The sequence below is a fragment of the Streptomyces sp. SN-593 genome (genome assembly GCF_016756395.1).
Lineage (GTDB): Bacteria > Actinomycetota > Actinomycetes > Streptomycetales > Streptomycetaceae > Actinacidiphila > Actinacidiphila reveromycinica.
On the sequence record NZ_AP018365.1, the window covers coordinates 1,921,698 to 1,943,942 of the forward strand.

General features: G+C 75.3%; 20 protein-coding genes and 1 riboswitch. Of the genes, 4 read left to right on the forward strand and 16 right to left on the reverse strand.

Translation table 11 applies throughout. The features are described 5' to 3' along the window. Positions 1–18: 18 nt before the first annotated feature. The 6 genes from RVR_RS08025 to RVR_RS08050 all read right to left on the reverse strand — a co-directional run bounded on the left by RVR_RS08025 (position 19) and on the right by RVR_RS08050 (position 5,619). Complete coding sequence (locus RVR_RS08025; RefSeq protein ID WP_202233189.1) at positions 19–762, reverse strand: endonuclease/exonuclease/phosphatase family protein; 744 nt, start codon at positions 760–762, stop codon at positions 19–21. Between the two features lie 163 nt (positions 763–925). Continuing rightward, positions 926–1,867, reverse strand: coding sequence for an ROK family glucokinase (locus RVR_RS08030; protein WP_202233190.1), 942 nt, complete (start codon positions 1,865–1,867; stop codon positions 926–928). A gap of 54 nt (positions 1,868–1,921) precedes the next feature. Next, positions 1,922–2,308: a DUF5304 family protein gene (locus RVR_RS08035; protein ID WP_202233191.1), complete on the reverse strand. Its 387-nt coding sequence runs from the start codon at positions 2,306–2,308 to the stop codon at positions 1,922–1,924. Between the two features lie 737 nt (positions 2,309–3,045). Continuing rightward, positions 3,046–4,236 carry an ArsA family ATPase gene (locus RVR_RS08040; RefSeq protein ID WP_202233192.1) on the reverse strand — a complete coding sequence of 397 codons (1,191 nt, stop codon included), beginning with the start codon at positions 4,234–4,236 and terminating at the stop codon, positions 3,046–3,048. A gap of 2 nt (positions 4,237–4,238) precedes the next feature. Next, a complete protein-coding gene (locus tag RVR_RS08045) occupies positions 4,239–4,757 on the reverse strand; it encodes an SRPBCC family protein (protein ID WP_202233193.1) in 519 nt (172 codons plus the stop codon). A 100-nt stretch (positions 4,758–4,857) separates the two neighbouring features. Next, the gene (locus tag RVR_RS08050) at positions 4,858–5,619 is read right to left on the reverse strand and encodes a metallophosphoesterase family protein (protein ID WP_202233194.1); all 762 of its coding nucleotides are present in this window, start codon (positions 5,617–5,619) and stop codon (positions 4,858–4,860) included. 142 nt (positions 5,620–5,761) lie between these two features. Here RVR_RS08050 and RVR_RS08055 point away from each other — a divergent pair, with 142 nt between their 5' ends. After that, positions 5,762–7,558 carry an AMP-dependent synthetase/ligase gene (locus RVR_RS08055; protein WP_202233195.1) on the forward strand — a complete coding sequence of 599 codons (1,797 nt, stop codon included), beginning with the start codon at positions 5,762–5,764 and terminating at the stop codon, positions 7,556–7,558. Positions 7,559–7,745: 187 nt separating this feature from the next. Here RVR_RS08055 and RVR_RS08060 read toward each other — a convergent pair whose 3' ends face one another. Continuing rightward, positions 7,746–8,333, reverse strand: a complete 588-nt coding sequence (locus RVR_RS08060; protein WP_202233196.1) for a TetR/AcrR family transcriptional regulator — start codon at positions 8,331–8,333, stop codon at positions 7,746–7,748. Positions 8,334–8,434: 101 nt separating this feature from the next. Here RVR_RS08060 and RVR_RS08065 point away from each other — a divergent pair, with 101 nt between their 5' ends. Continuing rightward, positions 8,435–9,394 (forward strand): NmrA family NAD(P)-binding protein, encoded by a 960-nt coding sequence (locus RVR_RS08065; RefSeq protein ID WP_202233197.1) that lies wholly within the window; start codon positions 8,435–8,437, stop codon positions 9,392–9,394. Between the two features lie 165 nt (positions 9,395–9,559). Here the strand turns inward: RVR_RS08065 and RVR_RS08070 are convergent, their stop codons facing one another. The 7 genes from RVR_RS08070 to RVR_RS08100 all read right to left on the reverse strand — a co-directional run bounded on the left by RVR_RS08070 (position 9,560) and on the right by RVR_RS08100 (position 17,951). Further along, on the reverse strand, positions 9,560–10,690 hold the full coding sequence (locus RVR_RS08070; protein ID WP_202233198.1) for a glycosyltransferase family 4 protein: 1,131 nt from the start codon (positions 10,688–10,690) through the stop codon (positions 9,560–9,562). A 220-nt stretch (positions 10,691–10,910) separates the two neighbouring features. Beyond that, positions 10,911–12,188, reverse strand: coding sequence for a M48 family metalloprotease (locus RVR_RS08075; protein ID WP_237404633.1), 1,278 nt, complete (start codon positions 12,186–12,188; stop codon positions 10,911–10,913). Continuing rightward, positions 12,185–13,441 carry a hypothetical protein gene (locus RVR_RS08080; RefSeq protein WP_202233199.1) on the reverse strand — a complete coding sequence of 419 codons (1,257 nt, stop codon included), beginning with the start codon at positions 13,439–13,441 and terminating at the stop codon, positions 12,185–12,187. The genes RVR_RS08075 and RVR_RS08080 overlap by 4 nt, the downstream gene beginning before the upstream one ends. Positions 13,442–13,536: 95 nt before the next feature. Continuing rightward, on the reverse strand, positions 13,537–14,583 hold the full coding sequence (locus RVR_RS08085; RefSeq protein WP_202233200.1) for a C40 family peptidase: 1,047 nt from the start codon (positions 14,581–14,583) through the stop codon (positions 13,537–13,539). Positions 14,584–14,838: 255 nt separating this feature from the next. Continuing rightward, positions 14,839–15,870, reverse strand: coding sequence for a C40 family peptidase (locus RVR_RS08090; RefSeq protein WP_202233201.1), 1,032 nt, complete (start codon positions 15,868–15,870; stop codon positions 14,839–14,841). 350 nt (positions 15,871–16,220) lie between these two features. Beyond that, entirely contained in the window at positions 16,221–17,573 is a 1,353-nt protein-coding gene (locus tag RVR_RS08095) for an NYN domain-containing protein (RefSeq protein ID WP_202238470.1), read from the reverse strand. Positions 17,574–17,690: 117 nt separating this feature from the next. After that, on the reverse strand, positions 17,691–17,951 hold the full coding sequence (locus tag RVR_RS08100) for a hypothetical protein (protein ID WP_202233202.1): 261 nt from the start codon (positions 17,949–17,951) through the stop codon (positions 17,691–17,693). A gap of 167 nt (positions 17,952–18,118) precedes the next feature. On the opposite strand from RVR_RS08100, the gene RVR_RS08105 reads away from it, so the two are divergent. Together RVR_RS08105 and RVR_RS08110 are read left to right on the forward strand one after the other, a co-directional pair. Next, positions 18,119–18,898: a rhomboid family intramembrane serine protease gene (locus tag RVR_RS08105; RefSeq protein WP_202233203.1), complete on the forward strand. Its 780-nt coding sequence runs from the start codon at positions 18,119–18,121 to the stop codon at positions 18,896–18,898. After that, positions 18,895–19,176: an Lrp/AsnC family transcriptional regulator gene (locus tag RVR_RS08110; RefSeq protein WP_202233204.1), complete on the forward strand. Its 282-nt coding sequence runs from the start codon at positions 18,895–18,897 to the stop codon at positions 19,174–19,176. Before RVR_RS08105 ends, RVR_RS08110 begins: the two co-directional genes overlap by 4 nt. Positions 19,177–19,247: 71 nt before the next feature. Here RVR_RS08110 and RVR_RS08115 read toward each other — a convergent pair whose 3' ends face one another. Together RVR_RS08115 and trpD are read right to left on the reverse strand one after the other, a co-directional pair. After that, entirely contained in the window at positions 19,248–20,567 is a 1,320-nt protein-coding gene (locus RVR_RS08115; RefSeq protein WP_237405262.1) for an aminotransferase class V-fold PLP-dependent enzyme, read from the reverse strand. Between the two features lie 302 nt (positions 20,568–20,869). Next, positions 20,870–20,987: riboswitch (SAM riboswitch) on the reverse strand. A gap of 88 nt (positions 20,988–21,075) precedes the next feature. Then, the gene (gene trpD / locus RVR_RS08120; protein WP_202233206.1) at positions 21,076–22,143 is read right to left on the reverse strand and encodes an anthranilate phosphoribosyltransferase; all 1,068 of its coding nucleotides are present in this window, start codon (positions 22,141–22,143) and stop codon (positions 21,076–21,078) included. Between the last annotated feature and the right edge of the window lie 102 nt (positions 22,144–22,245).

Here is a 22,245-nt window from a genome sequence, read left to right on the forward strand (position 1 = left end):
CCGGCGCGGGCCGGCGGGTCAGGCCGGGACGCGCAGGGCCGCGAGCACCGGCAGGTGGTCGGTGGCCGAGGCGAGGTCGGTGCGCAGGACGCCCGGGAGGTCCAGCGGGACGCCGGCCCCGAGCACCTGGACCCCGGGCGAGGCGAAGACCGCGTCGATCCGCTTCCGCGGGCCGCTCGCCGGGGAGGTGGACTCGCCGCCCCACGGCTCGGTGGCCCAGGCGTCCTGGAGCGCGCCGGCGACCCGGTCGAAGGCGCGGCCGCCCGGCGCGTCGTTGAGGTCCCCGCCGGCCACCCGGTGCTCCTCGCCGAGGGCGTCGAGGTGGCGCAGCAGCAGGTCGGCCTGCGCGACGCGCTCGTCGGCGCGCAGACTGAGGTGGGCGCTGAGCACGGACAGCCGGGTGCCGCCGAAGCCCAGGACGGCGGTGGCGAAGCCGCGCTGGTGCAGCCCGGGGGTACGCGGCAGCAGGATGTCCTGGGTGCGGATCACCCGCGCCCGCAGGGACGCGAGGATCATCGGTCCGGCGGCCGGGGCGCCGCCGGTGACGTAGACGAGCCCGGTCGACTCGGCGAGGCGGGCCGCGGCCTTGCGCCACCGGAAGAACCGCGGGGCCTCCTGGACGAGGACCACGTCGGGGGCGCAGGCGCGGATCACCCGGGCCAGCGCCTCCGTGTCGTCGCGCAGCGAGCGGACGTTGTAGCTCAGCACGCGGATGACCGCCGAGCCCCCTGACTCCGTCGCGGAACTCGGCAGATCTTCCACTCGCGCTGCGCCCTCGTCGTGTTCGTCGTCGTGTTCGTCGTCGTGTTCGGACGGTGCCCGGGCCGGCCGGTCGGACGGACCCGGTCCGCCGGGACGGCCGGCCGCGGTGCGGGGTCGGGGCGGGGCCGGCCGGTCCGCGCGGAGCCGGGCCGGACCCCCGCGGTCAGCCCTGGCGGGCCAGGTCCGCCGCTCCGACCAGCCCGGCCTTGCCGCCGAGTTGGGCGGCGAGGACCTGGGCGTGCGGGCGCCACTCGCCCCCGATCAGCCACCGCCGGAAGGACTTGCGGATCGGGTCGAGGACGAGTTCGCCCTCGTCCGAGACGCCGCCGCCGACGATGAACGCGGACGGGTCGAAGAGCGAGGCCAGGTCGGCAAGGCCGGCGCCGGCCCAACGGGCCAGCTCCCGGAAGGAGTCGATCGCCACCGGGTCGCCCTGCCGGGCGGCGGCGCTGATGTGCCGGCCCTCGATGCTGTCCGGGGTGCCGTCGCCCAGCGCGAGGAGCACCTGCGCGTTCTCCGGGGTGGCGTTGGCACGCTGCTTCGCGTAGCGGACCAGGGCGCGGCCGGAGGCGTACTGCTCCCAGCAGCCCTGGCTGCCGCAGCCGCAGAGCAGCCCGTCCGGCACCACCCGGACGTGGCCGAACTCCGCGGCGACGCCGAACCGGCCGCGGCGCAGCTTGTTGCCGATGATGATGCCGCCGCCGAGGCCGGTGCCGAGCGTGATGCAGATCACATCGGAGTGGCCCTGTCCGGCGCCGAAGCGGTACTCGCCCCACGCCGCCGCGTTGGCGTCGTTCTCCACCACGACGGGCAGGCCGACGCGCTGCTCGACCTTGTCCTTGAGCGCTTCGTGCCGCCAGTTGATGTTCGGCGCGAAGAGCACGGTGGCGCGCTTGTCGTCGACGTAGCCGGCGGCGCCGATGCCGACGGCCTCGATCTGGTGACCGGTGCTGACCTGGCGTACCGCCGCCACGATCGCGTCGACGACGCCTTCGGGAGACGGCGGAGTCGGCACCTTGACGGTCTCGAGAATCGAGCCTTCCTCGTCGACCACTCCGGCCGCGATCTTGGTGCCGCCGATGTCGACGCCGATGGTGAGTCCCATGTGTCCCTCAGTTTTCGGTCGATCCCCGCTAAGAGAACCGTACCGGAGAGGGGGTCAATCGAGGTCGATGTGTTCAGCCGTTGAACGCGAGGAGGGTTCACCTGAGGTCCAGCGGGCCTCCGCGCCGGCCACGGCGGAGCGGTAGGCCGCCAGGAGTTCGGCTCCGGCGGTGCTCAGGTGATCGAACAGGTCCGGGTTGCGTTCCTTGATGGGTTCGACAACGGAACGCACTTGGGACAGGACGCCCTGCGCGGCGATCTGCACCGCGGGGCTGCGGAGGGTGGCCAGCCGCTCCGTGACGACCTCCCCCACGGCCTCGGCCAGCCGCCTCAGTTCGTCGGCCGCGGAGCCCGGCGCCTCGCCCGCCCGGGCTTTGCGCCGTGCCTGTTCCGCCGCGATGTCTTCCGCGCTCGCCTTCGCCCACGCATCCGCTTCGCTCATGCTTCGACGGTACCTGAGGGCCCGGGTTTTCCGGGGGTGCGGAACCCCCCGGGGTTCCCCGTCCTGTCGGCCCCGGGACCACCCGCCGGTGGGGGGCTCGTCGCGCAGTTCCCCGCGCCCCTGGATTGCCTCGGCTCCTCCGCGGTGCGGGCCCGCCCGCCCTGCCCCACCCGTCCGCCCCCGGACCACCCGCCGGTGGGGGCTTGTCGCGCAGTTCCCCGCGCCCCTGGGCTGCTTCTGGTCTTCCGCAAAACGGGGCTGGGGCGTGCGGTCGGCCGCGGCGGGCAAGTGCCACCAGGGGCGCGAGGAACGGCGCGACAAGCCCACACCCGGGGAAGATCCGGGAGCCGTGCCGCAGGGGCACCCTGGGCGGTCACCCGGCGCGGCAACGCGACGGAGCAGGACAAGCGCCCCCGGGCGCACCGCCAGGAGCAAGCTTCCTCCGAAGGAGGAGCCGAGCACTCCCAGGGGCGCGAGGAACGGCGCGACAAGCCCACGCCCGGGGAAGATCCGGGAGCCGTGCCGCAGGGGCACCCTGGGCGGTCACCCGGCGCGGCAACGCGACGGAGCAGGACGAACGCCCCCGGGCGCACCGGCAAGAGCAAGCTTCCTCCGAAGGAGGAGCCGAAGCAGTCCAGGGGCGCGGGGAACGGCGCGACAAGCCACACTCCGGCGGGTGGTCCCGGGGCCGACGGGACGGGGAACCCCGGGGGGTCCGCTCGGCCACTCCGCAGGAGTCAGCTCGGCCAGACCGTCGGGTCCGGGACGAATCGCACGCGCAGGGCGCCGTCGCGGAGGGCGGCACCCTGGACGGTGCAGCGCCGCAGGGCGGACGGCAGCGGGAGGATCCTGCGGAACCCCCCTGCGTCGACGACGAGTTCGTCCCCCCGCCGCACCAGGTCGAGCCCTTCCCGGTCGGCCCCGGGCAGCGGAAGCACCCAGAGGAAGTGCCCCTCGGTGTCGAGCAGGTCCTCCACCCCCCACGGCTCGGCCCGGCGCGGCGCCCCGCCGGACAGGGGCACGGCGCCCAGCTCCGCGAGGTCGGCCGGCGTGCTCGGCACCCTCCCGAGGTGCGCGGCCTCGACCAGGGGCACCCCGTCGGCGGCGCAGTCCTCCGCGACACCCGCGAGTTCGGCCCGCTGCTGCCCGGACAGCCCCGCCAGGAACGCGTCGGCCGAGCCGGTCGGCAGCAGCCGGTTGGCGACGACGGCCGCGAGCCGGTGCCCGAACAGCGCCAGCCCGGTCCGCGCGGCACGCAGCGCCTCCCGGCCCCGGGCACCGGGTTCGACGACGACGGCCACGGCCGTGGCCGGGTCCTCGATCACCGCCTGCACGGCGGCGAGTTCGCGGTCCGCGCGGGCCGCGGCGGCGTACGCCCACTCCGCGGGCATCGGCACGCCCGCGAGTTGCGCGAGGACCGGGCGCAGCGCCCGGGCGGCCTGCCGGTCGGCGGGCAGCAACCGCCAGATGTAGCGGCGCAACTGCTCCGGCAGCGCGAGCATCCGCAGCGCGTCCCGCACCGCGGGCAGGTCCACGACCACCAGGTCCCACGGCGACGGTTCGGCGTCCGCCGCCGGGTCGTCCTGGTCCGGCAGCACCCGGGCGTGCCGCAGCGCCCGCAGCAGCGCGAGCGGGTCGGCGCCGGGGAGTTCGGTCAGCTCCTCCGGGTCCAGCGGGGCCGCGCCGAGCAGCGTCAGCAACGCGCCGATCCGGCTCTGCGCGTCGAGCGCGCCCTCGCGGAAGGCCGCGGCCGGGTCGACCCGGCCGACGGTCAGGCCCGGCACCGCGGCCACGGCGGTGAGCCGGTCGGCGGTGAGCAGCAGGGTACGGCGGCCGTCACCGGCCGCCGCGGTGGCGACGGCCGCCGCGACGGTGGTGCGGCCGGCGCCGGCGGCGCCGGTGACCAGCAGCGTGCGGACCTCGGCCACGCTCAGACCGACGTGCCGGGCTCGGCGTCCGCGGCGGCGCCCTCCGCGCCGTCGGCCGCTCCCGGCGCGGGCCGGTCGGCGTCGCCGGACTCCACCCGCTGCTTCAGCCCGGCCAGCGCCCGGTCGATGATGACCTTCTCGGCCTTCCGCTTGATCATCCCGAGCATCGGGATCTTCACGTCGACCGTGAGCTGGTAGGTGACCTCCGTCCGGCTCCCGCCGTCCAGCGGCCGCAGCGCGTAGGAGCCGTCGAGGGTGCGCAGCATCTGGGACTTCACCAGCGACCACCGCACCTCGTCGGCGCCGACCCACTCGTACGCCAGCGTGTGGTCGTCCTTGATCGCGCCCGCGTCCAGCACCAGCCGGACCTGGGCGGCGCGCCCGGCGTCGTCGGTGGCCAGCACCTCCGCCTGCTTGACCTCGCCGGTCCACTCCGGATAGCGGTCGAAGTCGGCGATGACCCCCATGACCGCGGCCGGCGCCGCCTCGATGGTGATGCTCGACCTCGTGTGTTCCGCCATCGCCGTGGCCCTCCGGACTACTGGTGCATCTGGTGAAAGCGCTGATAGCGCTCGTGGTGCTCGATGGGGGGAAGGCTATCGCGCCGGCCCGCGCGCCCGGTCACCACTGGAGCGCCCACGGGGTGCGGGTGTGGTTGAAGTGGCCCACGTTGACGCATTCGGTGCGGCCGACCCGGGTGCGGCGCACCAGCGGCTGGTGCACGTGCCCGAAGAGCGCGTACCTCGGCTGCACCGAGCGCACCGCGTCGAGCAGCGCCTGGCTGCCGCGCTCGAACCGCCGCGCCGACGTGTCGTAGCACAGCTCCGGGATCGCCGGCGGGATGTGCGAGCACAGCACGTCCACCCGGCCGAGCGCGGCGACCTTCGCGGCGTACGCCTCCTCCTCGACCTCGTACGGGGTGCGCATGGGGGTGCGCAGGCCGCCGCCGACGAAGCCGAAGACCAGTCCGCCGATCTCGGCCGTGCCGCCGTCCAGCACGGTGGTGCCGGGCCGGGCGTACTCCGGCCACAGGCCGGGCACGTCGACGTTGCCGTAGGTGGCGTAGGTCGGGGTGGGGAAGGCGGCGAAGAGTTCGGCGTACTGCTTGCGGACGGCCTGCTCGATGAGCGCCTGGCGGTCCAGGTCCGCCCACAGCTCGCGGTCGAGGGCGCGGGCCTCCTCGAAGCGGCGGGCGGTGCGCAGCGCCACCATCCGGTCCGCGTTGTCCCGGCCGAACAGGTCGGGGAAGATGCCGCGGGAGTGGTCGGCGTAGTCGAGGAAGAGGACCAGGTCGCCGAGGCACACCAGCGCGTCGGCGCCCTCCCCCGCGCGCGCCAGCGCGTCGGCCGCGCCGTGTACGTCACTGACCACGTGAACCCGCATGCCATCACCCTATGCTCGGGTGTGTGACGCTGGGAACATCCGCCTCGCGTCCCCCTACCCCGACGCTTTACCGCTGGGTAACGTGTCGGCAGTCCCTACCATCCCTCCGGGTGCGACGCGGCACCGATGAGGAGCAGCAGCCTTGCGTGAGTTCAGCCTTCCGGCCCTGTACGAATTCCCCGCGGACGGCAACCTGACGGACCTGATCCGCCGCAACGCCGCGCAGCATCCGGACACCCCCGTCATCGGCCGCAAGGACAGCACCGGGCACTGGCAGGACATCACGGCGGCCCGTTTCCTCACCGAGGTGCGGGAGGTGGCCAGGGGCCTGATCGCCTCCGGTGTGGAGCCCGGCGACCGCGTCGCGGTGATGTCCCGGACCCGGTACGAGTGGACGCTGCTGGACTTCGCGATCTGGACCTCCGGCGCGGTCACCGTGCCCGTCTACGAGACCTCGTCCGCGTCGCAGGTGGAGTGGATCCTCGCCGACTCCGGCGCGGTCGCGGTGGTGGTGGAGTCACAGCCGCACGAGGCGGCGGTGGAGTCCGTACGGGAGGGGCTGCCGCAGCTCAAGCACGTGTGGCGGATCGACGGGGGCGGGGTGCGGGCCCTGGTCGAGGCCGGCAGCGACGTCTCCGAGGCGGTGGTGGACGAGCGCTCCACGGCGGCGGGCGCGGACGCCCCGGCCACGATCGTCTACACCTCGGGCACCACCGGCCGCCCCAAGGGCTGCGTGCTCAGCCACCGCAGCTTCTTCGCCGAGTGCGGCAACGTGGTGGAGCGGCTGGGTCCGCTCTTCCGCACCGGGCACTCCTCGGTGCTGCTCTTCCTGCCGCTGGCGCACGTGCTCGGCCGCCTGGTGGAGGTGGGCAGCGTGATGGCGCCGATCCGGCTGGGGCACGTGCCCGACGTCAAGCACCTCACCGACGACCTCCAGGGGTTCCGGCCGACCCTCATCCTCGGGGTGCCGCGGGTCTTCGAGAAGGTCTACAACACCGCCCGGGCGACCGCGCAGGCCGGCGGCAAGGGCCGGGTCTTCGACCGCGCCGCGGACGTCGCGGTCGAGTACAGCAAGGCGCTGGACACCCCGCGCGGCCCCTCGCTGAAGCTGCGGCTGACCCACCGCGTCTTCGACCGGCTCGTCTACGGCAAGCTGCGCGCGGTGCTCGGCGGGCGGGCCACCCACGCGATCTCCGGCGGCGCCCCGCTGGGCGAGCGGCTCGGCCACTTCTACCGCGGCCTCGGCTTCACCGTCCTGGAGGGCTACGGCCTCACCGAGTCGTGCGCGGCCACCGCCTTCAACCCGTGGGACCGGACGAAGATCGGCACGGTCGGCCAGCCGCTGCCCGGCTCCACCGTGCGGATCGCCGACGACGGCGAGGTGCTGCTCTACGGCGAGCACCTGTTCACCGGCTACTGGAACAACGACGCGGCCACCGCCGAGGCGGTCTCGGACGGGTGGTTCCACACCGGGGACCTCGGCACCCTCGACAGCGACGGCTACCTGACGATCACCGGCCGCAAGAAGGAGATCATCGTCACCGCCGGCGGGAAGAACGTCGCGCCGGCGGTGATCGAGGACCGCGTCCGGGCGGACGCGCTCGTCGCCGAGTGCATGGTGGTCGGGGACGAGCGGCCCTTCGTCGGGGCGCTGATCACGCTCGACGAGGAGTTCCTGCCGCGCTGGGCCGAGCAGCACCACAAGGCGGGGCGGACCGCGGCGGAGCTGGCGTCCGACCCCGACCTGCTGGCCGCCGTCCAGCACGCCGTGGACGAGGGCAACGCGGCGGTGTCCAAGGCCGAGTCGGTGCGCAGGTTCCGCATCCTGCCGGGCCAGTTCACGGAGGCGTCCGGCCACCTCACGCCGTCGCTGAAGCTGAAGCGGAACGTGGTGGCCGCGGACTTCGCGGCGGACATCGAGGCGATCTACTCGGCGTAGCGCGGGCGCCGTCCGCCCGGCGCCGCGCGGGAGGACCGCCACCGGTGCGCGTGGGGCGCCGGTCGTCGCGGCCGCCGGCCCGGGCGCGAGCCTGCACGGGCGCCGGCCCCGACAAGGCCGCCGGTCCGGCGCCGCCCCTGACAGGCGCGGGTCCCCCGCGAGCGCGCGTCTCCCGCGGAATCCTTCCTCATCGGTCGCCCGGCGCCGGCGCGGGGCTCAGTCCCCCGATCGCGAGGCGCAGCAGGCGCGCGGCCTGCGCGGCGGGGTCGCGGTGGTGTTCGGTGGCCAGCGCGATGCCGACCGCGAGGGTGACCAGGTCGTGCGCCGTGACGTCCGGCCCGACCGCCCCGTCACGGGCCGCGGGCCGGAGCAGCAGCGCGGCCGCCGCTTCGAGGTCGCCCCCGCAGGAGTGCCGGTCGGGCGCGTCGGCGGGCACGTCGGTGGGCGGCTCGTACGTGAGCGCGTCGGCGAGGCCGCGGGCGGAGACGGCGTAGTCCACGAGGGCGCGGACCCACTCCAGGAGCGCGGCCCGGCTGTCGTCGGCCCCGGCGAGTTCGCGGGCGCGCCCGCACAGGTGCTCCACACGTTCCGTGAACACGGCCGCGAGCAGCGCCTGCCGGGTCGGGAAGTGGCGGCGCACGGTGGCGGAGCCGACGCCCGCGGTGCGCGCGATCTGCTCCAGCGAGGCGTCCGCCCCCCGCGCGGCGACCTCCGCCTCGGCGACGGCGAGGATGCGCTGGTGGTTGCGGCGCGCGTCCGAGCGCTGACCGGTCATGACGTCCTCACTTGCTAAACGGCGGGGCCCGCCATATGTTAGCCGACGGAAAACGGCGGGCCCCGCCGTTTTGCCGTTCGGCCCTGTGAGGAGCGAGAACCATGACCGCAGACGACGCACCCGTACTGGTCATCGGCGCCACCGGCCACCAGGGCGGGGCCGCGGCCCGCGCACTGCTGGCCGCCGGCACACCGGTCCGCGCGCTCGTCCGCGACCCTCACAAGGACGCCGCCCGGGCCGTCCGCGCGCTGGGGGCGGAGCTGGTGACGGCCGACCTGTCCGTCCGGTCCTCGTTGGACGCGGCCGTCGACGGCGTCCGGGCGGTGTTCTCCGTGCAGATGCCGCCGATGAGCGAGACCGGCGTCGACTTCGCGGCGGAGCTGGCGCAGGCCACCCACCTCATCGAGGCGGCACGCGCCGCGGGGGTACGGCAGTTCGTGCAGTCCTCGACCAGCGGGGTCGGCGAGCACACGCGGGCGCCCGGCTGGGCGGAGGGCCGCTGGGCGGCGATGGCGGGGTACTTCGACACCAAGCAGGCCATCCTGGAGCAGGTCAGGAGCGCCGGCTTCGCGCGCTGGACGGTCGTCAAGCCGGCGTTCTTCATGGAGAACCTGCCGAAGCTGGCCCCCCGCGGGCTGCGCGGCGGCCTGCTGACGGTGCTGCGGCCCGACACCGAGGTGCCGCTCGTGGCGGGCGCGGACATCGGGGCGGCAGTCGCCCACGCCGTCGCCGACCCGGACCGGTTCCACGAGGTCGAGTTGGAGCTGGCGGGCGACCGGCTCACCATGACGGAGATCGCGCGCACGCTGTCCGCCGTGTCGGGGGTCCCGGTCACGGCGCCGTCGATGAGCGTGGCGGAGGCCCTCGCGGCGGGCATGCCGTCCTGGGGTGCCGGCCACGTGTGGACCGACCAGGTCGGCCAGCCGGCCCGCCCGGAGTTCGCCCGGGCGCTGGGCATCCCCGTGACCACCTTCGCGGAGTGGGCTCGCGCCCACGTGGCCCCGGAGTCCCGCCGAGCCGCCGCCGCGACGGCTCCCCGCGACACGACCGGACCCGCGTGACGGAGCCCACGACCGGGCCGAACTCGTGGCGCTCATCGCCCGGTTGCGCACCCGCACCGACTACCTCGACCACCACGTCCGCCCCGTCTTCAGCGCCGTCCGCGAGGACTGGGACACCCACCACCGCGAGGCGGCGGAGACGGTCGCACAGACGCGCGGCGGCGGCTACAGCAGGGAGCGGAGGCGGGCCGCCAGGAGGTCCCAGGTCCAGGACTCGTGCACCCAGGCCCTGCCGCGGGCGCCCATCGCGCGCCGCAGCTCCGGGTCGCGCAGGAGCGCGAGGACACGGGCGGCGGCCTGCGCGGGCGAACCGCCGGGCACGACGTATCCGGTCTCGCCGTCGAGCACCGCGTCCGGCGCGCCCCCGGAGTCGCCGGCGACGACCGGCAGCCCCATCGCGGACGCCTCCAGGTAGACGATGCCGAGCCCCTCGACGTCGAGCCCGCCGCGCCGGGTCCGGCAGGGCATCGCGAAGACGTCACCGGCCCCGAAGTGCGCGGGGAGTTCGGCCCAGGGCACGCTGCCGGTGAAGCGGACGGCCGCGGCGACCCCGGTTCGCGCGGCGAGCTTCTCCAGTTCGCCGCGGTACGGCCCGCCGCCGACCACGAGCAGGACCGCGTCGGGGATCTCGCGCAGGATGCGCGGCATCGCGAGGACGAGCGTGTCCTGCCCCTTGCGCGGCACCAGCCGCGACACGCAGACGACGACCGGCCGGTCCGCGAGCCCGAGCCGCGCCCGCAGCACCGATCCGTCCGCCCCCGGGTGGAAGACCTTCTCGTCGACCCCGGGCGGCAGGTGCACCATCCGCGCGGCCGCCTCCGCGGTGAGCGCGCCCGCGATCCGCGAGCGGGTGTACTCCCCCAGGTAGGTCAGCACGTCGGTACCCTCGCCGATCCGGCGCAGCAACCGGCGGCTGGCCGGGAGCTGGGCCCAGGCCGCCTCGTGGCCGTGCGTGGTGCCCACGATCCGCCGCGCGCCGGCCGCGCGCAGCGCGGGCCCCATCAGGCCGAGCGGCGCCGCCGCCCCGAACCACACCGAGGAGCAGCCGTGTTCCCGCAGGAGCTGGACCGCGCGCCGGGTGACCCGCGGGGTCGGCACCATCATCTTCGTCCGGTCCCGCACCACCGTGAACGGCTGCTCGGCGTCGAACCGCGCGACCTCGCTCCCGTCCCGCCAGGTCGAGGCGTAGACCACGACCTGCTCGGGGTCCATCCGCAGGGCCATGCTGTGCACGAACGCCTGGATGCCGCCGGGCCGCGGCGGGAAGTCGTTGGTCACGACGAGGGTCTTGTCCATCGCCGCCGACAGTACCGCCTCGCCGCGCCCGGCGGCGCGCGGTGCGCCGTGGTGCCGCACGCTGCGGCGGCGCGGTACGGGGGCGCCGGCCGCGCGGCGGCACGGGCCCACGGCGGTACGGCGGTACGGGCCTACGTCGGCACCGCGTCACCGCAGCCCCGGCGGCACCGGCGGCACCGGCGGCACCGGCGGCGTGGAACGCTCACGGCGGCGGCGCGGCTCAGCCGGCGGCGGCCCACGCGCGGGCCGCCGCGATCCGCTCCGCGGCGGTCGGGTGGCTGCCGAGGAGCGCGTGCGCGACGCGGGGCGGCGCCGGATCGGCGACGTTGGCCACGGTCAGCCGGCGCTGCATGGCGATGAACGTGGCCGGGTCGCCGGTGGTGTCGAGGGCGTGCTGGTCGGCCCGGCGCTCGATTCGGCGGCTGAGGACGGCCGTCAGCGGACCGGCGAGGGCGCCCCCGACCGCGGCAGCGGCGGCGAGCAGCCACGCCGAGCGCGGGTCGGCGAAGTGCCGTACCCCGGCGGCGTGCAGCAGCGGCTCCCAGGTGACGACGGCGGCCAGCACGCACACCCCGGCCGCGGCGCCGAGCGCGCCGAGCAGGGTGCCGCGCGCCACGTCGTGGTGGACGACGTGGCCGAGTTCGTGGGCGACCACGAGTTCGACCTCGCGCGGGTCGGCGGTGGCGAGCAGGGTGTCGTGGACGACGATCCGCCGGGTGCGGCCGAGCCCGGACACGTAGGCGTTGAGCGCGGTGGTGCGGCGGGAGGCGTCGGCGACGAGCACGTCCCGTACGGCGACGCCGTCGCGGGCGGCCAGGGCGAGCAGGTCGGTGCGCAGCGGGCCCGGCTCCATGGGGGTGAAGCGGTTGAAGAGCGGTTCGAGGACAAGCGGGGCGAGGAAGGAGAGCAGCACGGCCAGCGCGGCCGCGCCCAGGGCCGCCCACACCCACCACCGGCCGGTCACGCCGGCGAGCGCGTAGACCGCGAAGAGCGCGCCGAGCGCCAGGGGCAGGGAGACCGCCAGCCCGCGCACCCGGTCCACCGCCCAGCCGCCCCAGCCCTGGGTGACCAGGCCGTAACGGACCCTGACCACCCTCCCCCGCGCGGCGAACGGCAGGCCGACGGCCTCCCCGAGCACCACCAGGGTGACCGCGGCGCCCACCACCCGCGGCGCCCAGCCGGTGCCGAACGCGCCGACCAGCCGCGCCCCGCCGGAGGTCAGGCCGAGCGCGAGCGGCAGCGCGAGGGAGGCGGCCGCGGAGGCCAGCGACAGCGGCAGCACCTGCCGCCGCAGCGCGCGCCCCCGGGCGACCTGCTCGGCGGTGAAGTCGGGCCCCTCGCCGACGGGTTCGGGAGTCCGCCCGCCGCCGCCCCGCCCGCCGGGACCGCCGCCCCGCCCGTGGCCGTCCTGGCCGCCGGGACCGTATTGGGCGCCGTGCGGCCCCTCCACGGCTCCCGCTCCGTCCGGGTCCCGGCCGCTCACGTCCTCCCCGCTCACCCCAGCTCCTCCTTGACGTAGGCCCGCCACTTCGCGGTGAAGTCCGCCAGCCCGATGCCGAGCGCGGCGCGCAGGTGCGCGTCGAGCGTGCCACCCTTCGCCACCGCGCGGTAGAACGCCGTCAGCGTGTCCGGCGACCACTGGTCGGCGATCATCCGGCAGGCCAGCCAGCCGCCTTCGTACGCCTGGGCGAGGCCCTTCGCGGTGGAGCCGAAGTCGGCGGCCGAGGGGAGCGCGGCGGGGGTGCGGCCGGCTCCGACGTCCGCGGCGAGTTCGGGCGCGATCTCGCGGGCGGTCCGCCCGGAGTCGCGGTAGGCCACCCAGTCCGCGACGCCCTCGGACAGCCACAGCGGGGTGGACACGGTGGTGGACAGCCGCGTGGCCACGTGGGTGGTCTCGTGGGTGAGCACCACCTGCCGCCCGAACGCGGACAGCTCCCCGAACGCCGCCGGGTTGAGGATCACCCGGTCCGCGGGCGCCGCCTCGTTGCCGCCGCCCTCGCCGGTGGTGACGGCGGCGATGTCGCGGTAGTCGGCGGGGTCGCCCGACAGCAGCGCGGCCATCTGGTCGAGGGTGGACGGCGCCTCGACCACCACGTCGCCGGGCCAGCCCGAGCCGAACGCGTGCCGCACCGCGGGGACGGCCGCGTCGGCGTCGGCGGCGTACCCGCGCAGCGCCGCGACGGTGCCGAGCCCGAGCACCAGGCTGTGCGCGCCGCGTACCACCCGCACCGGCCCCTGGTCCCAGATCTGCGTCGCGGTGCGGTGGCCGCTCGCGTTCCCGTCGTCGTCGCCCGCCAGGTACCAGCGGCCGCCGTGCCGGGCGAGCGTCAGGTAGGCCGTGGAGACCACCGGGCGGCTGTCGTAGCCGCGCAGCCGGTAGCTCAGCCGCACCTCCGCGGCGGTGCGGGCGGTGCCGTCCGCGGCCGGCGGCAGCGCGAACGCGCCCGTACGGACAAGCTGGTACGACCACGCGGCGAGCGGGACGTCGGCGAGGTCGGCGAAGACCTTCGCCTGCCGGGCCCGGAAACGGGTGGCGGCCGGGTCGATCCCGGCGAGGAAGGCGGTGCGGTCGCGGTGCAGCACCGCGGTGGAGTGCCGGGCGAGCAGGGTCCGCGCGGCCGCGTCGACCGAGGCCGTCGCGCTTCCCTTCCCGGTGCCCGCGCCCCCGCCGCACCCCGCCACGAGCAGCGCCCCGCACACCGCGGCCACGCCCCCGCGCCGCACCCTCGACGACCACGCCCGACCCGCCATCCCGTGATCGTACGTGTCCCGCTCCGGCCCGCCGCCGCGGCCTCCCGCCCGGCACAGGGGCCCCGGACGCTCCGCCGCGCCCCCGAGGGCCGTCCTCAGGGGCGCGTGATCGCCGTGATCGGCATCATGCCGACCGGGTCGTAGCGGACCCTGGCGCCCGGGTAGGGCGCGTGGATGACCTGCCCGCCCCCGACGTACATCGCCACGTGGCTGGCGTCGGACCGGTAGATCACCAGGTCTCCCGGGCGCGCCTGGCTGAGCGGCACGTGCCGTCCGGCGTTCATCTGCGCCTGCGAGGTCCGCGGCAGCGCCACCCCCGCCTGCGCGTACGCGTACTGCATGAGCCCCGAGCAGTCGAAGGCGCGCGGCCCGGTGGCCCCCCAGACGTAGGGCGCCCCGAGCATGCGCCGGGCCGCCGCGAGGGCGACCGCGGCGCGTCCGGAGGACGCCGGCAGGTCCAGCAGCGGCGGCAGCGCCTGGTCCCGGGAGGAGCGGGTGCCGCCGTCGCGGTAGGCGGCCTGCGCGGCGGCGGGCATCGAGTGCAGCACGGCCTGAGCGCCGGCCAGCGCCCGCTGGACGTCCTCCTTGCGCCTGCGCAGCTGCGCGCTGGTGCTCCGCAGCTCCGCGAGCTTCCCCGTCGCCTGGTCCCGCTCCTGCCGCAACACCCGCTCGGCCTCCTGGAGTTCGCCGAGCCGGGCGGCCTGCCGGGCACCGAGCCGGTCGAGGGCGGACGCCTGGTCGAGGTACTGCGACGGACGGTCGGACAGCAGCAGCGCCAGCGTCGGGTCCACCGCGCCTTCGCGGTACTGCGAGGCGGCGACCGCGCCCAGGTCGTCGCGCAGCGCGTTGACCCGCTTCTGGCCGCGCGCGGCGCGGTCCTGGAGGTCGGCCACCTCGCCGCGCAGCCGCTCGGCGGTCTCCTGCGCGGCGTCGTACCGCTGGGTGTCCTGCTCGGCCTGCTGGTAGAGCTGGTCCAGCCGGGTCGAGGCGTCGGGGGCGCTGTCGCCGGAGGGGTCGGCCGCCGCGAGCTGGGCGGCGCCGCCGGACAGCGCGGCCGCCGCCGCGGCCGCCGCCGACAGCACGGTGACCCTGGAGGTGCGGGAGGCGGGCCCCGGCTTCGGGGTGCGTCGATGGGAAGCCACGAACGCCGACAGTAACCGCGCCGTTGCGCGGCGTTCAAAGATCCCGCGGGTCCCCGCCGCGCGCCTCACCCGCGAAGCGCAGGTCAGGCGCCCGCCGCCGGCCCGCTCGCCAGGGTGTTCATCACCCGTCCGCCGTACGGGGGTCGGGCGCGTCGCCGCCGCACCGGCGGTTCTGCGCGCGTACGCGCCGAGCGGCCGGCTCCGGTGTCGGAGCCGGCCGCTCGGGAGGACCGGGTGGAGCGGGCGGCGGGTGCGTCAGATGCGCACGCCGAACTCGAACGGCATGTCGCTCATGGCCTCGTACCGCACCACCGCGCCCGGCTTCGGCGCGTGCAGCACCATGCCGTTGCCGGCGTACAGGCCGACGTGGTGGAAGTCGCCGTAGAAGATGACCAGGTCGCCGACCTCGAGCTGCGAGGAGTTGTAGATGCGGGTGCCGGCGTTCGCCTGCTCCTCCGAGGTGCGGGGTATCGAGACCCCGGCCTGGGCGTAGGCCCAGGAGGTCAGGCCCGAGCAGTCGAACTCGCTGGGCCCGGTGGCGCCGTAGTAGTACGGGTCGCCGATCCTGGTCACGGCGGCGTCGAACGCGGCCTGGGCGCGGGCGCTGGACGCCTTGGCGTCGCCGAGGTCCACCCGGGTGCTGGCGCGGCTGGCGGCGGCCGCGTCCTGCTGCGCGATCTGCGCGCGCTGGGCGGCGGTCAGGCTGTTGAGCACCGTCTGCGCCTTGGCGAGCTTGGTCTGCGCGTCCTTCTTGTTCTTCGCCAGGTCGGTGCGGGTGCTCTGCACCTCCGCGAGTTTCGCCGCCGCCTCGGCCCGCTCCTGGTCCAGGGTCTGCTTCGCGTTCTCCAACTGCGTGAGCGCGCCGGCCTGGAGCGAGGTGATCTGGTCGAGCGAACTCGCCTGGTCCAGGTAGTCGTCCGGGTTGGAGGACAGGAAGAGCTGGAGCGACGGGTCGATGCCCCCGCTGCGGTACTGCGAGGCCGCGATCGCGCCGATGTTGTCGCGCAGCTTGTTCAGGTGCTCCTGCTGGCGGGCGACCTGGTCCTGGAGGCTCGACGCGTCCTTCTGGAGCGAGGCGAGCTTCTCGTTGGCCGCGTCGTACTTCTGCGTGGCCTGCTCGGCCTGGTCGTACAGCGCGTCGACCTTGGACTTGGCGTCCTTGACGGACTCCTTGGCGGGCGCTGCGTTGGCGGCCTGCGAGGACAGCGCGACCGCTGCCGCCGCGGTGGCGGTCAGGACGGTGACGCGCATGCGGCTTGCCGGCTTGGGACGACGGTGGGACGCCACGAAGGCGGTCTCCTTCTTCCTTCAGCCGCCTACCGGTTCACTGGCGGGCGGCCTCCGAGCGCCACCCGGGTTGGATGATCGACTGCGCGGAGGTACGAGCCCAGACCCTAGTGACCGAACTGTGATCGGTTCAAATCCTTGTAGGCAAAATCTCGACCGCTTCGCCTATTCTTTACACGCCCTGTACCCGGGGTGAGGGTTGCCGGACGCAGCGTTGGCGGTCGTGCGCAAGTGAACGGGGCCGCCGCCGAACGGCCGGAAAACGCCGGTGCGTTCACGCCTCGGCGCCCACACGCGGCAGCGCCTCAGGGCCTCCGCGGCGGCGTGTCCCTCTCCCACCCGGGCGCGTCTCACACCCGGGCGAGCCGTTTGAGCAGCAGCACCGACGCCACCGGGCGGGCCCCGGCCTTCGCCACGCCGTCGGCCACCTCGCGGTCCGCGGAGACCACCACGATCTGCCGGCCGGGGGGTTCGGCGCGCACCAGCCGCCGGATCAACTCGTCGGCGGTCTCGCCGGCCTTGGAGAACAGCACCCGCACCCCGCGCGGCGGCGCGAGCAGCACCGGCATGTCCAGGTCCGCGCCGTCGAAGACGCACGTCACCTCCGCGCCGCTCTGGGCCGCCAGCGCCGCCAGGCCGCCCAGCAGCCGTAGCCGCTGCTTCTCCAACGGCAGCGCCGGATAACCGGTCTTGGTGACGTTGTAGCCGTCGACCACCAGGTGCGCCTGCGGCAGCGCGAGGAGCTGGTCCAGCAGGGCCGGGTCGGTGTCGGACAGCGCCCGGGTGGCGATGTCGCGGGCGCTGAACTCGCCGGGCGCCACCGCGTCCACGGTGTCCGCCGGCCGCACCCCGAGCGTGTCGCGCGGCGGCAGCGCCAGTTCCCGCCGCAGCCCGGCGGCCGCGTCCAGCACCGTGTCCAGCAGCAGCCGCAGCCGGACCTCCTCCACGCTGCGGCCCTCGCGGACCGCCCGCCGGCCGGCCTCCACCGCCGCCTCGGCCTCGGCGATCCGGGTCCGCAGCCGGCGCGCCTCGCCCTCGGCGGCGGCACGCTCCCGCGCGGCCGCCGCCCGGGTCTCGTCCAGTTCGGCCTGGAGCTTGCGCTGCGCGGACTCCGCCCGCTTCACGTCGCTGTGCGCGGCGCGCAGCTTGCGGTGCAGCGCGTCGCCCTCCTTGCGCACCGCGTCCAGTTCGCCGCGGGCGCGGGCGGCGTCGGCGCGTGCCTGGGCCTGGAGCGCGGCCACCTCCTCGCGCAGCCGGGCGAGTTCCCGCGCCGCCTCCTCGTCGGCCCGCTCGGCGTCGGCCCGCTCGACCTCCTCGCCCGCGGTCGCCACGAGCTTGGCCCACCCCTCCGGGCGCAGCAGGTACGCGGCCGCGGCCACGTCCAGCGGATCGGCGGCCGGCGGCGCGCTGCCGGAGTCCAGCGCGCCGGTCAGCTCCGGCTGGGCCTCCCGCAGCCGCCCGGCGACCTTCTGCCGGAAGGCGGCGTCCGACTCCAGCGCGGCGGCCAGCGCGGTCGCGGCGTACTTCACCCGCCGGGAGGGCGTGAAACGCGCGTACGGACGCAGCGAGACCGGCAGTTCGGGGTAGGTGAACCCGCCGAACGCGTCGGCGGCGATGGCGACCACCCGGTGGCGCACGCCCTCGGGCAGCGGCCGGTCGAGCGCGGGCCCGCCGGCGCCCGGGCCGCTCTCCTCGTCGGGCAGCGGTCGGCCGCCGTTACCATCCACCAGTCACTCCCTGTCGGGTTCCTCGGCGCCCTCCCGGCCCCCTTCGATCCTCCCGGCCGCCGCCTGCTGCTTCCATTGTCCCCGCAACAGAGCTCAACCCCGTGCGGAACCGTCCATCACGTCCGTGCCGGGACGGTCCACCAGTTCGACCTGGTCCACCGCGTTGCACCACCGGCACCGCACGGACTCCACGGTCTCGCTGAGCACCTCGGTCTCCTCGGTGCGCGGCTCGCCGCCCAGGTCGAGGTGCACGTACTCCACCACGCGGGTCGAGCGGGTGACGTCGAACCTGGTCAGGTTGCCGCACAGGGTGCAGCGCCAGCGGGTGGTCGCGGTCGGCAGGGGAACCGTCATCGGCTCCGCACCTCTTCTCGTGTCGGTGCGTGTACTGGGCGGACTACGGCTCACCCCTACCCATCCGGCGGGCGGTATGTGCCCCGGTCACCCTACGGCCTCGGAGGTCCACCGCGCTGCGGCGAGGCGTTCCGCGCCGGTTGGTCCGCTTCCGTCATGATCGGTGCATGGTCATCCCGGTGTACGACAAGAACCCGGTCCGCCGCCGTCCGGTGGTGACCTACACGCTGATCGCCCTGTGCACCGTGGTGTTCCTGCTCGGCCCGGTCTCCGGCTTCGTGCGGCCCGACGGCAGCGGGCACGCGCTCCAGTGCGCGCAGGCGGTCTACTTCGACCGGTGGGGTGTCATCCCCAGCGAGCTGTTCCACGGCCGGATGCCGGTCGGCGCGCTGGACCTGCCGGCCGGCTGCCGCGGCCCGGGCGCGTTCCCGAAGGTGCCGTTCCTGTCCGTGCTGACCTCGATGTTCGTGCACGGCGGCTGGCTGCACCTGATCGGCAACATGCTCTTCCTCTACGTCTTCGGCGACAACGTGGAGAACCGGATGGGCCGGGCGCGCTTCGCGCTCTTCTACCTCGCGGCGGGCTACCTGGCCACGTACGGCTTCGCACTCGCCAACGCCGACGACACGCAGAGCCTGGTCGGCGCGTCCGGGGCGATCTCCGGTGCCCTCGGCGCCTACCTCTACCTCTATCCCAGGGCCCGGGTCACCAGCCTCTTCCCGTTCCTGTTCTTCGTGCCGCTGCGCTTCCCCGCCTGGGTCGTGCTCGGCTTCTGGTTCGTGCTCCAGTGGCTGGCCGCGCAGACCGCGCAGGGCGGCCCGGGCGTCGCCTACCTCGCCCACGTCGTCGGCTTCGCCTTCGGCTTCCTGTGCGCGTGGGCCTGCTACCGGCCACGGCGTAAGGTGAGCGTCGTCATCGCACCCACCCGAGGAGACGTCCAGCCGTGATCACCGCGATCGTGCTCATCAAGACCTCCGTGGACCAGATCCCCGAGATCGCCGAGTCGATCGCCGCGCTGGACCACGTCAGCGAGGTGTACTCCGTGACCGGCACCTACGACCTGGTCGCGCTGGTGCGGGTGGCCCGCCACGACGACCTCGCGGACATCATCCCCGGGAAGATCTCCAAGATCCCGGGGGTCGAGGTGACCGACACCCACGTGGCGTTCCGGACCTACTCCCAGCACGACCTGGAGGCCGCGTTCTCCATCGGGCTGGACTCCTGAGGAACCCCGTGCCGCGCCGGGTGCCTGCCGGGTGAGGCTCCCGGCCCCGTGCCCCCGTACGGCACCGCACCTCAGCGGACCGGCACGCAACGCCCCTCTTCCGTGCGGTAGCGCCAGGCGGCGCCGTCCCGGACCAGGGTGCGCACCGCCCCGAGGAACCGCTCGACGTGCTCCTGCGGCGTGCCCGCCCCGAAGCTGACCCGCACGGCGTTCAGGGACCGCTCGCCGGGCGCGGCGTCCGGCGCGCCGCACTCCCCCGGCTCGTCCGGCTCGGTGTCCAGCAGGGTCCGCACCAGCGGGTGCGCGCAGAACAGCCCGTCCCGCACGCCGATGCCGTACTCCGCGGAGAGCGCGGCGGCGAAGTGCGAGGAGTTCCAGCCGCGGACCACGAAGGACAGCACCCCGACCCGGGCGGAGCCGGCGCCGAACAGCGAGAGCACCCGCACCTCGGGGATCTCGGCGAGCCCGTCCCGCAGCCGGGCGAGCAGTTCACGCTCACGAGTGACAAGGGAGTCGAAGCCCGCCTCGGTGAGCGCCTTGCAGGCGGACGCGATGGCGTACGCGCCGATCACGTTCGGCGAGCCGGCCTCGTGCCGCGCGGTGCCGGAGTGCCACTCCACGGACAGCGCGTCACCGGAGCGCGCGACCTTGCGGGTGGCGCCGCCGCCGGCGAGGTACGGCTCGGCCTCCCGCAGCCAGTCGGCCCGGCCGGCCAGCACCCCGGCGCCGAAGGGCGCGTAGAGCTTGTGCCCGGACAGCGCCACCCAGTCCACGTCCAGCGCGGTGATGTCCACCGGGTGGTGCGGGGCGAGCTGGGCGGCGTCGAGCACGATCCGCGCGCCGTGCCGGTGCGCGGCCGCGGCCAGCTCGCGCACCGGCCAGATCTCGCCGGTGACGTTGGAGGCGCCCGTCACGCAGACCAGCTTGGGGCCCTTCGGGGCGCCGTGCAGGGCCACGTCCAGCGAGGCGACGGCCTGCTCGGGGGTGCGCGGGGCGGGCAGGTACTCGACCTGGGCGCGGTCGGCCCGCTGCCAGGGCAGCAGGGCCGCGTGGTGCTCGGTGTCGAAGACGTAGACGCGGGTGCCGGCCGGGAGGGCGGACGCCAGCAGGTTCAGCGAGTCGGTGGTGGAGCGGGTGAAGATCAGCTCGTCGTCCGGGCGGCAGCCCAGGAACTCCGCGACCGTCTCACGGCTCTGCTCGAACAGGTCGGTGGAAAGCTGCGACAGGTAGCCGGCACCGCGGTGCACGCTGCCGTAGTAGGGCGCGTAGGCGGCGACGTCGTCCCACACCCGCTGGAGGGCGGGGGCGCTGGCGGCGTAGTCCAGGGCGGCGTACCCCACTTCCCCGCCGGTGACGAGCGGCACCCGCACGTCCCGGCCGAGCACGGGCAGCGGGGCGCGGCTACAGGCGGCGCACTCCGCGTCGGCGGTGTCGGCGGAAGTGGAAGCGGCAGCGACGGTGGTGGCGGTGGCGCGGGGGGCGGTGGCGCGGGGGGCGGCGGCGCTGGTGCCCGTGGTGCTGGTGGTGACGGTCAAGGCGAACTCCCGGCGGAAGGCAGGCGAAAGCACCACGAAGCGGCGGCCTGGAGCGGCCGCGCGGACGGCGCGGTGCACGGTGATCGGGCGGAATTGCTGGTTGCAGAGACCGGGGCCGACAGGCCCTAACGCATTCGCTTGCTCATGAAAGAACTCCCCAGTCCGGCTTGCTGTGAGCCTCGCTGCGTCACAGCCTGGTCATCACCCGGGGCACCCCGCCTCGGACGGAGGGTTGCCGGACAGCGAGCCGGGGCCTTTGCGCTGTCACTCGTGACCTGGAACAAGATTGTGCCATACCGCGACGCGGGCGCAAGATGCCGTCCGCACCATGGACGGCGCCGTACGCCCGCGTCGGTCCGTGCCGCTACCCGCGGGTGGCCGCCACCCAGCGCTCCAGCACCGCCGCCGCCGCACCCGAGTCGATCGACTCCGCCGCCCGCACCAGCCCCTCGGCGATCCGCTCCTCCAGCGTCCGGCCGTCCGCCGGCGCCAGCGCGGTCAGCGCCGCCGCGGAGTTGAGCAGCACCGCGTCCCGCACCGGCCCGCGCTCGCCGGCGAGCAGCCGCCGGGCCACCTCCGCGTTGTAGGCGGCCTCGCCGCCGCGCAGCGCCTCCACCGGCACCAGCTCCAGGCCCACGTCCCGCGGGTCGAAGCCGGTGTGCTCGACCTTGCCGTCCCGGACCACCCACACCTGCGAGGTCGCCGTGGTGGTCAGCTCGTCCAGGCCGTCGTCACCGCGGAAGACCAGCGCGGACGAGCCTCGTTCGGCGAGCACCCCGGCGAGGATCGGCGCCATCCGCAGGTCCGCGACACCGGTGGCCTGGGCCCGCACCCGGGCCGGGTTGGTCAGCGGGCCGAGGAAGTTGAACGGCGTCGCCACCCCCAACTCGGCCCGGGCGGTGGCCACGTGGCGCAGCGCGGGGTGGAACCTGACGGCGAAGCAGAAGGTGATGCCCACCTCCAGCGCGACCTGCGCGACCCGCTGCGGCGGCAGGTCGAGGTCGACGCCGAGCGCCGCCAGCACGTCGGAGGCGCCGCTCTTCGACGACGCCGACCTGCTGCCGTGCTTGACCACCCGCGTGCCGGTGCCGGCCACCACGATCGCCGACATCGTGGAGATGTTCACCGAGTTCGACCGGTCGCCGCCGGTGCCGACCACGTCCACGGCCGGGCCCGGCACCTCGATCGTCGTCGCGTGCGCGTACATCGCCTCGACCAGCCCGGCGATCTCCGCGACCGTCTCGCCCTTGCTGCGCAGCGCCACCGCGAAGCCGGCGATCTGCGCGTCGGTGGCCTCGCCGCTCATGATCGAGTCCATCGCCCACGCGGTCTCCTCGGAGCTGAGGTCGTCGCGGCGGATCAGGGCGCCCAGTACGTCCGGCCAGGCGCGCGCGGCCCCGGGTTCGCCTCCGGCGGGGTGCACAACGCTCATGGCTTCACGCTCCTGGGATCACGTCGATGCGTCTGCCCGCACCCTACCGGTGGGGGTGTCCGGGAAACGGTCCGGGCCGGACCGGGCACCCGTGGCGGGGTG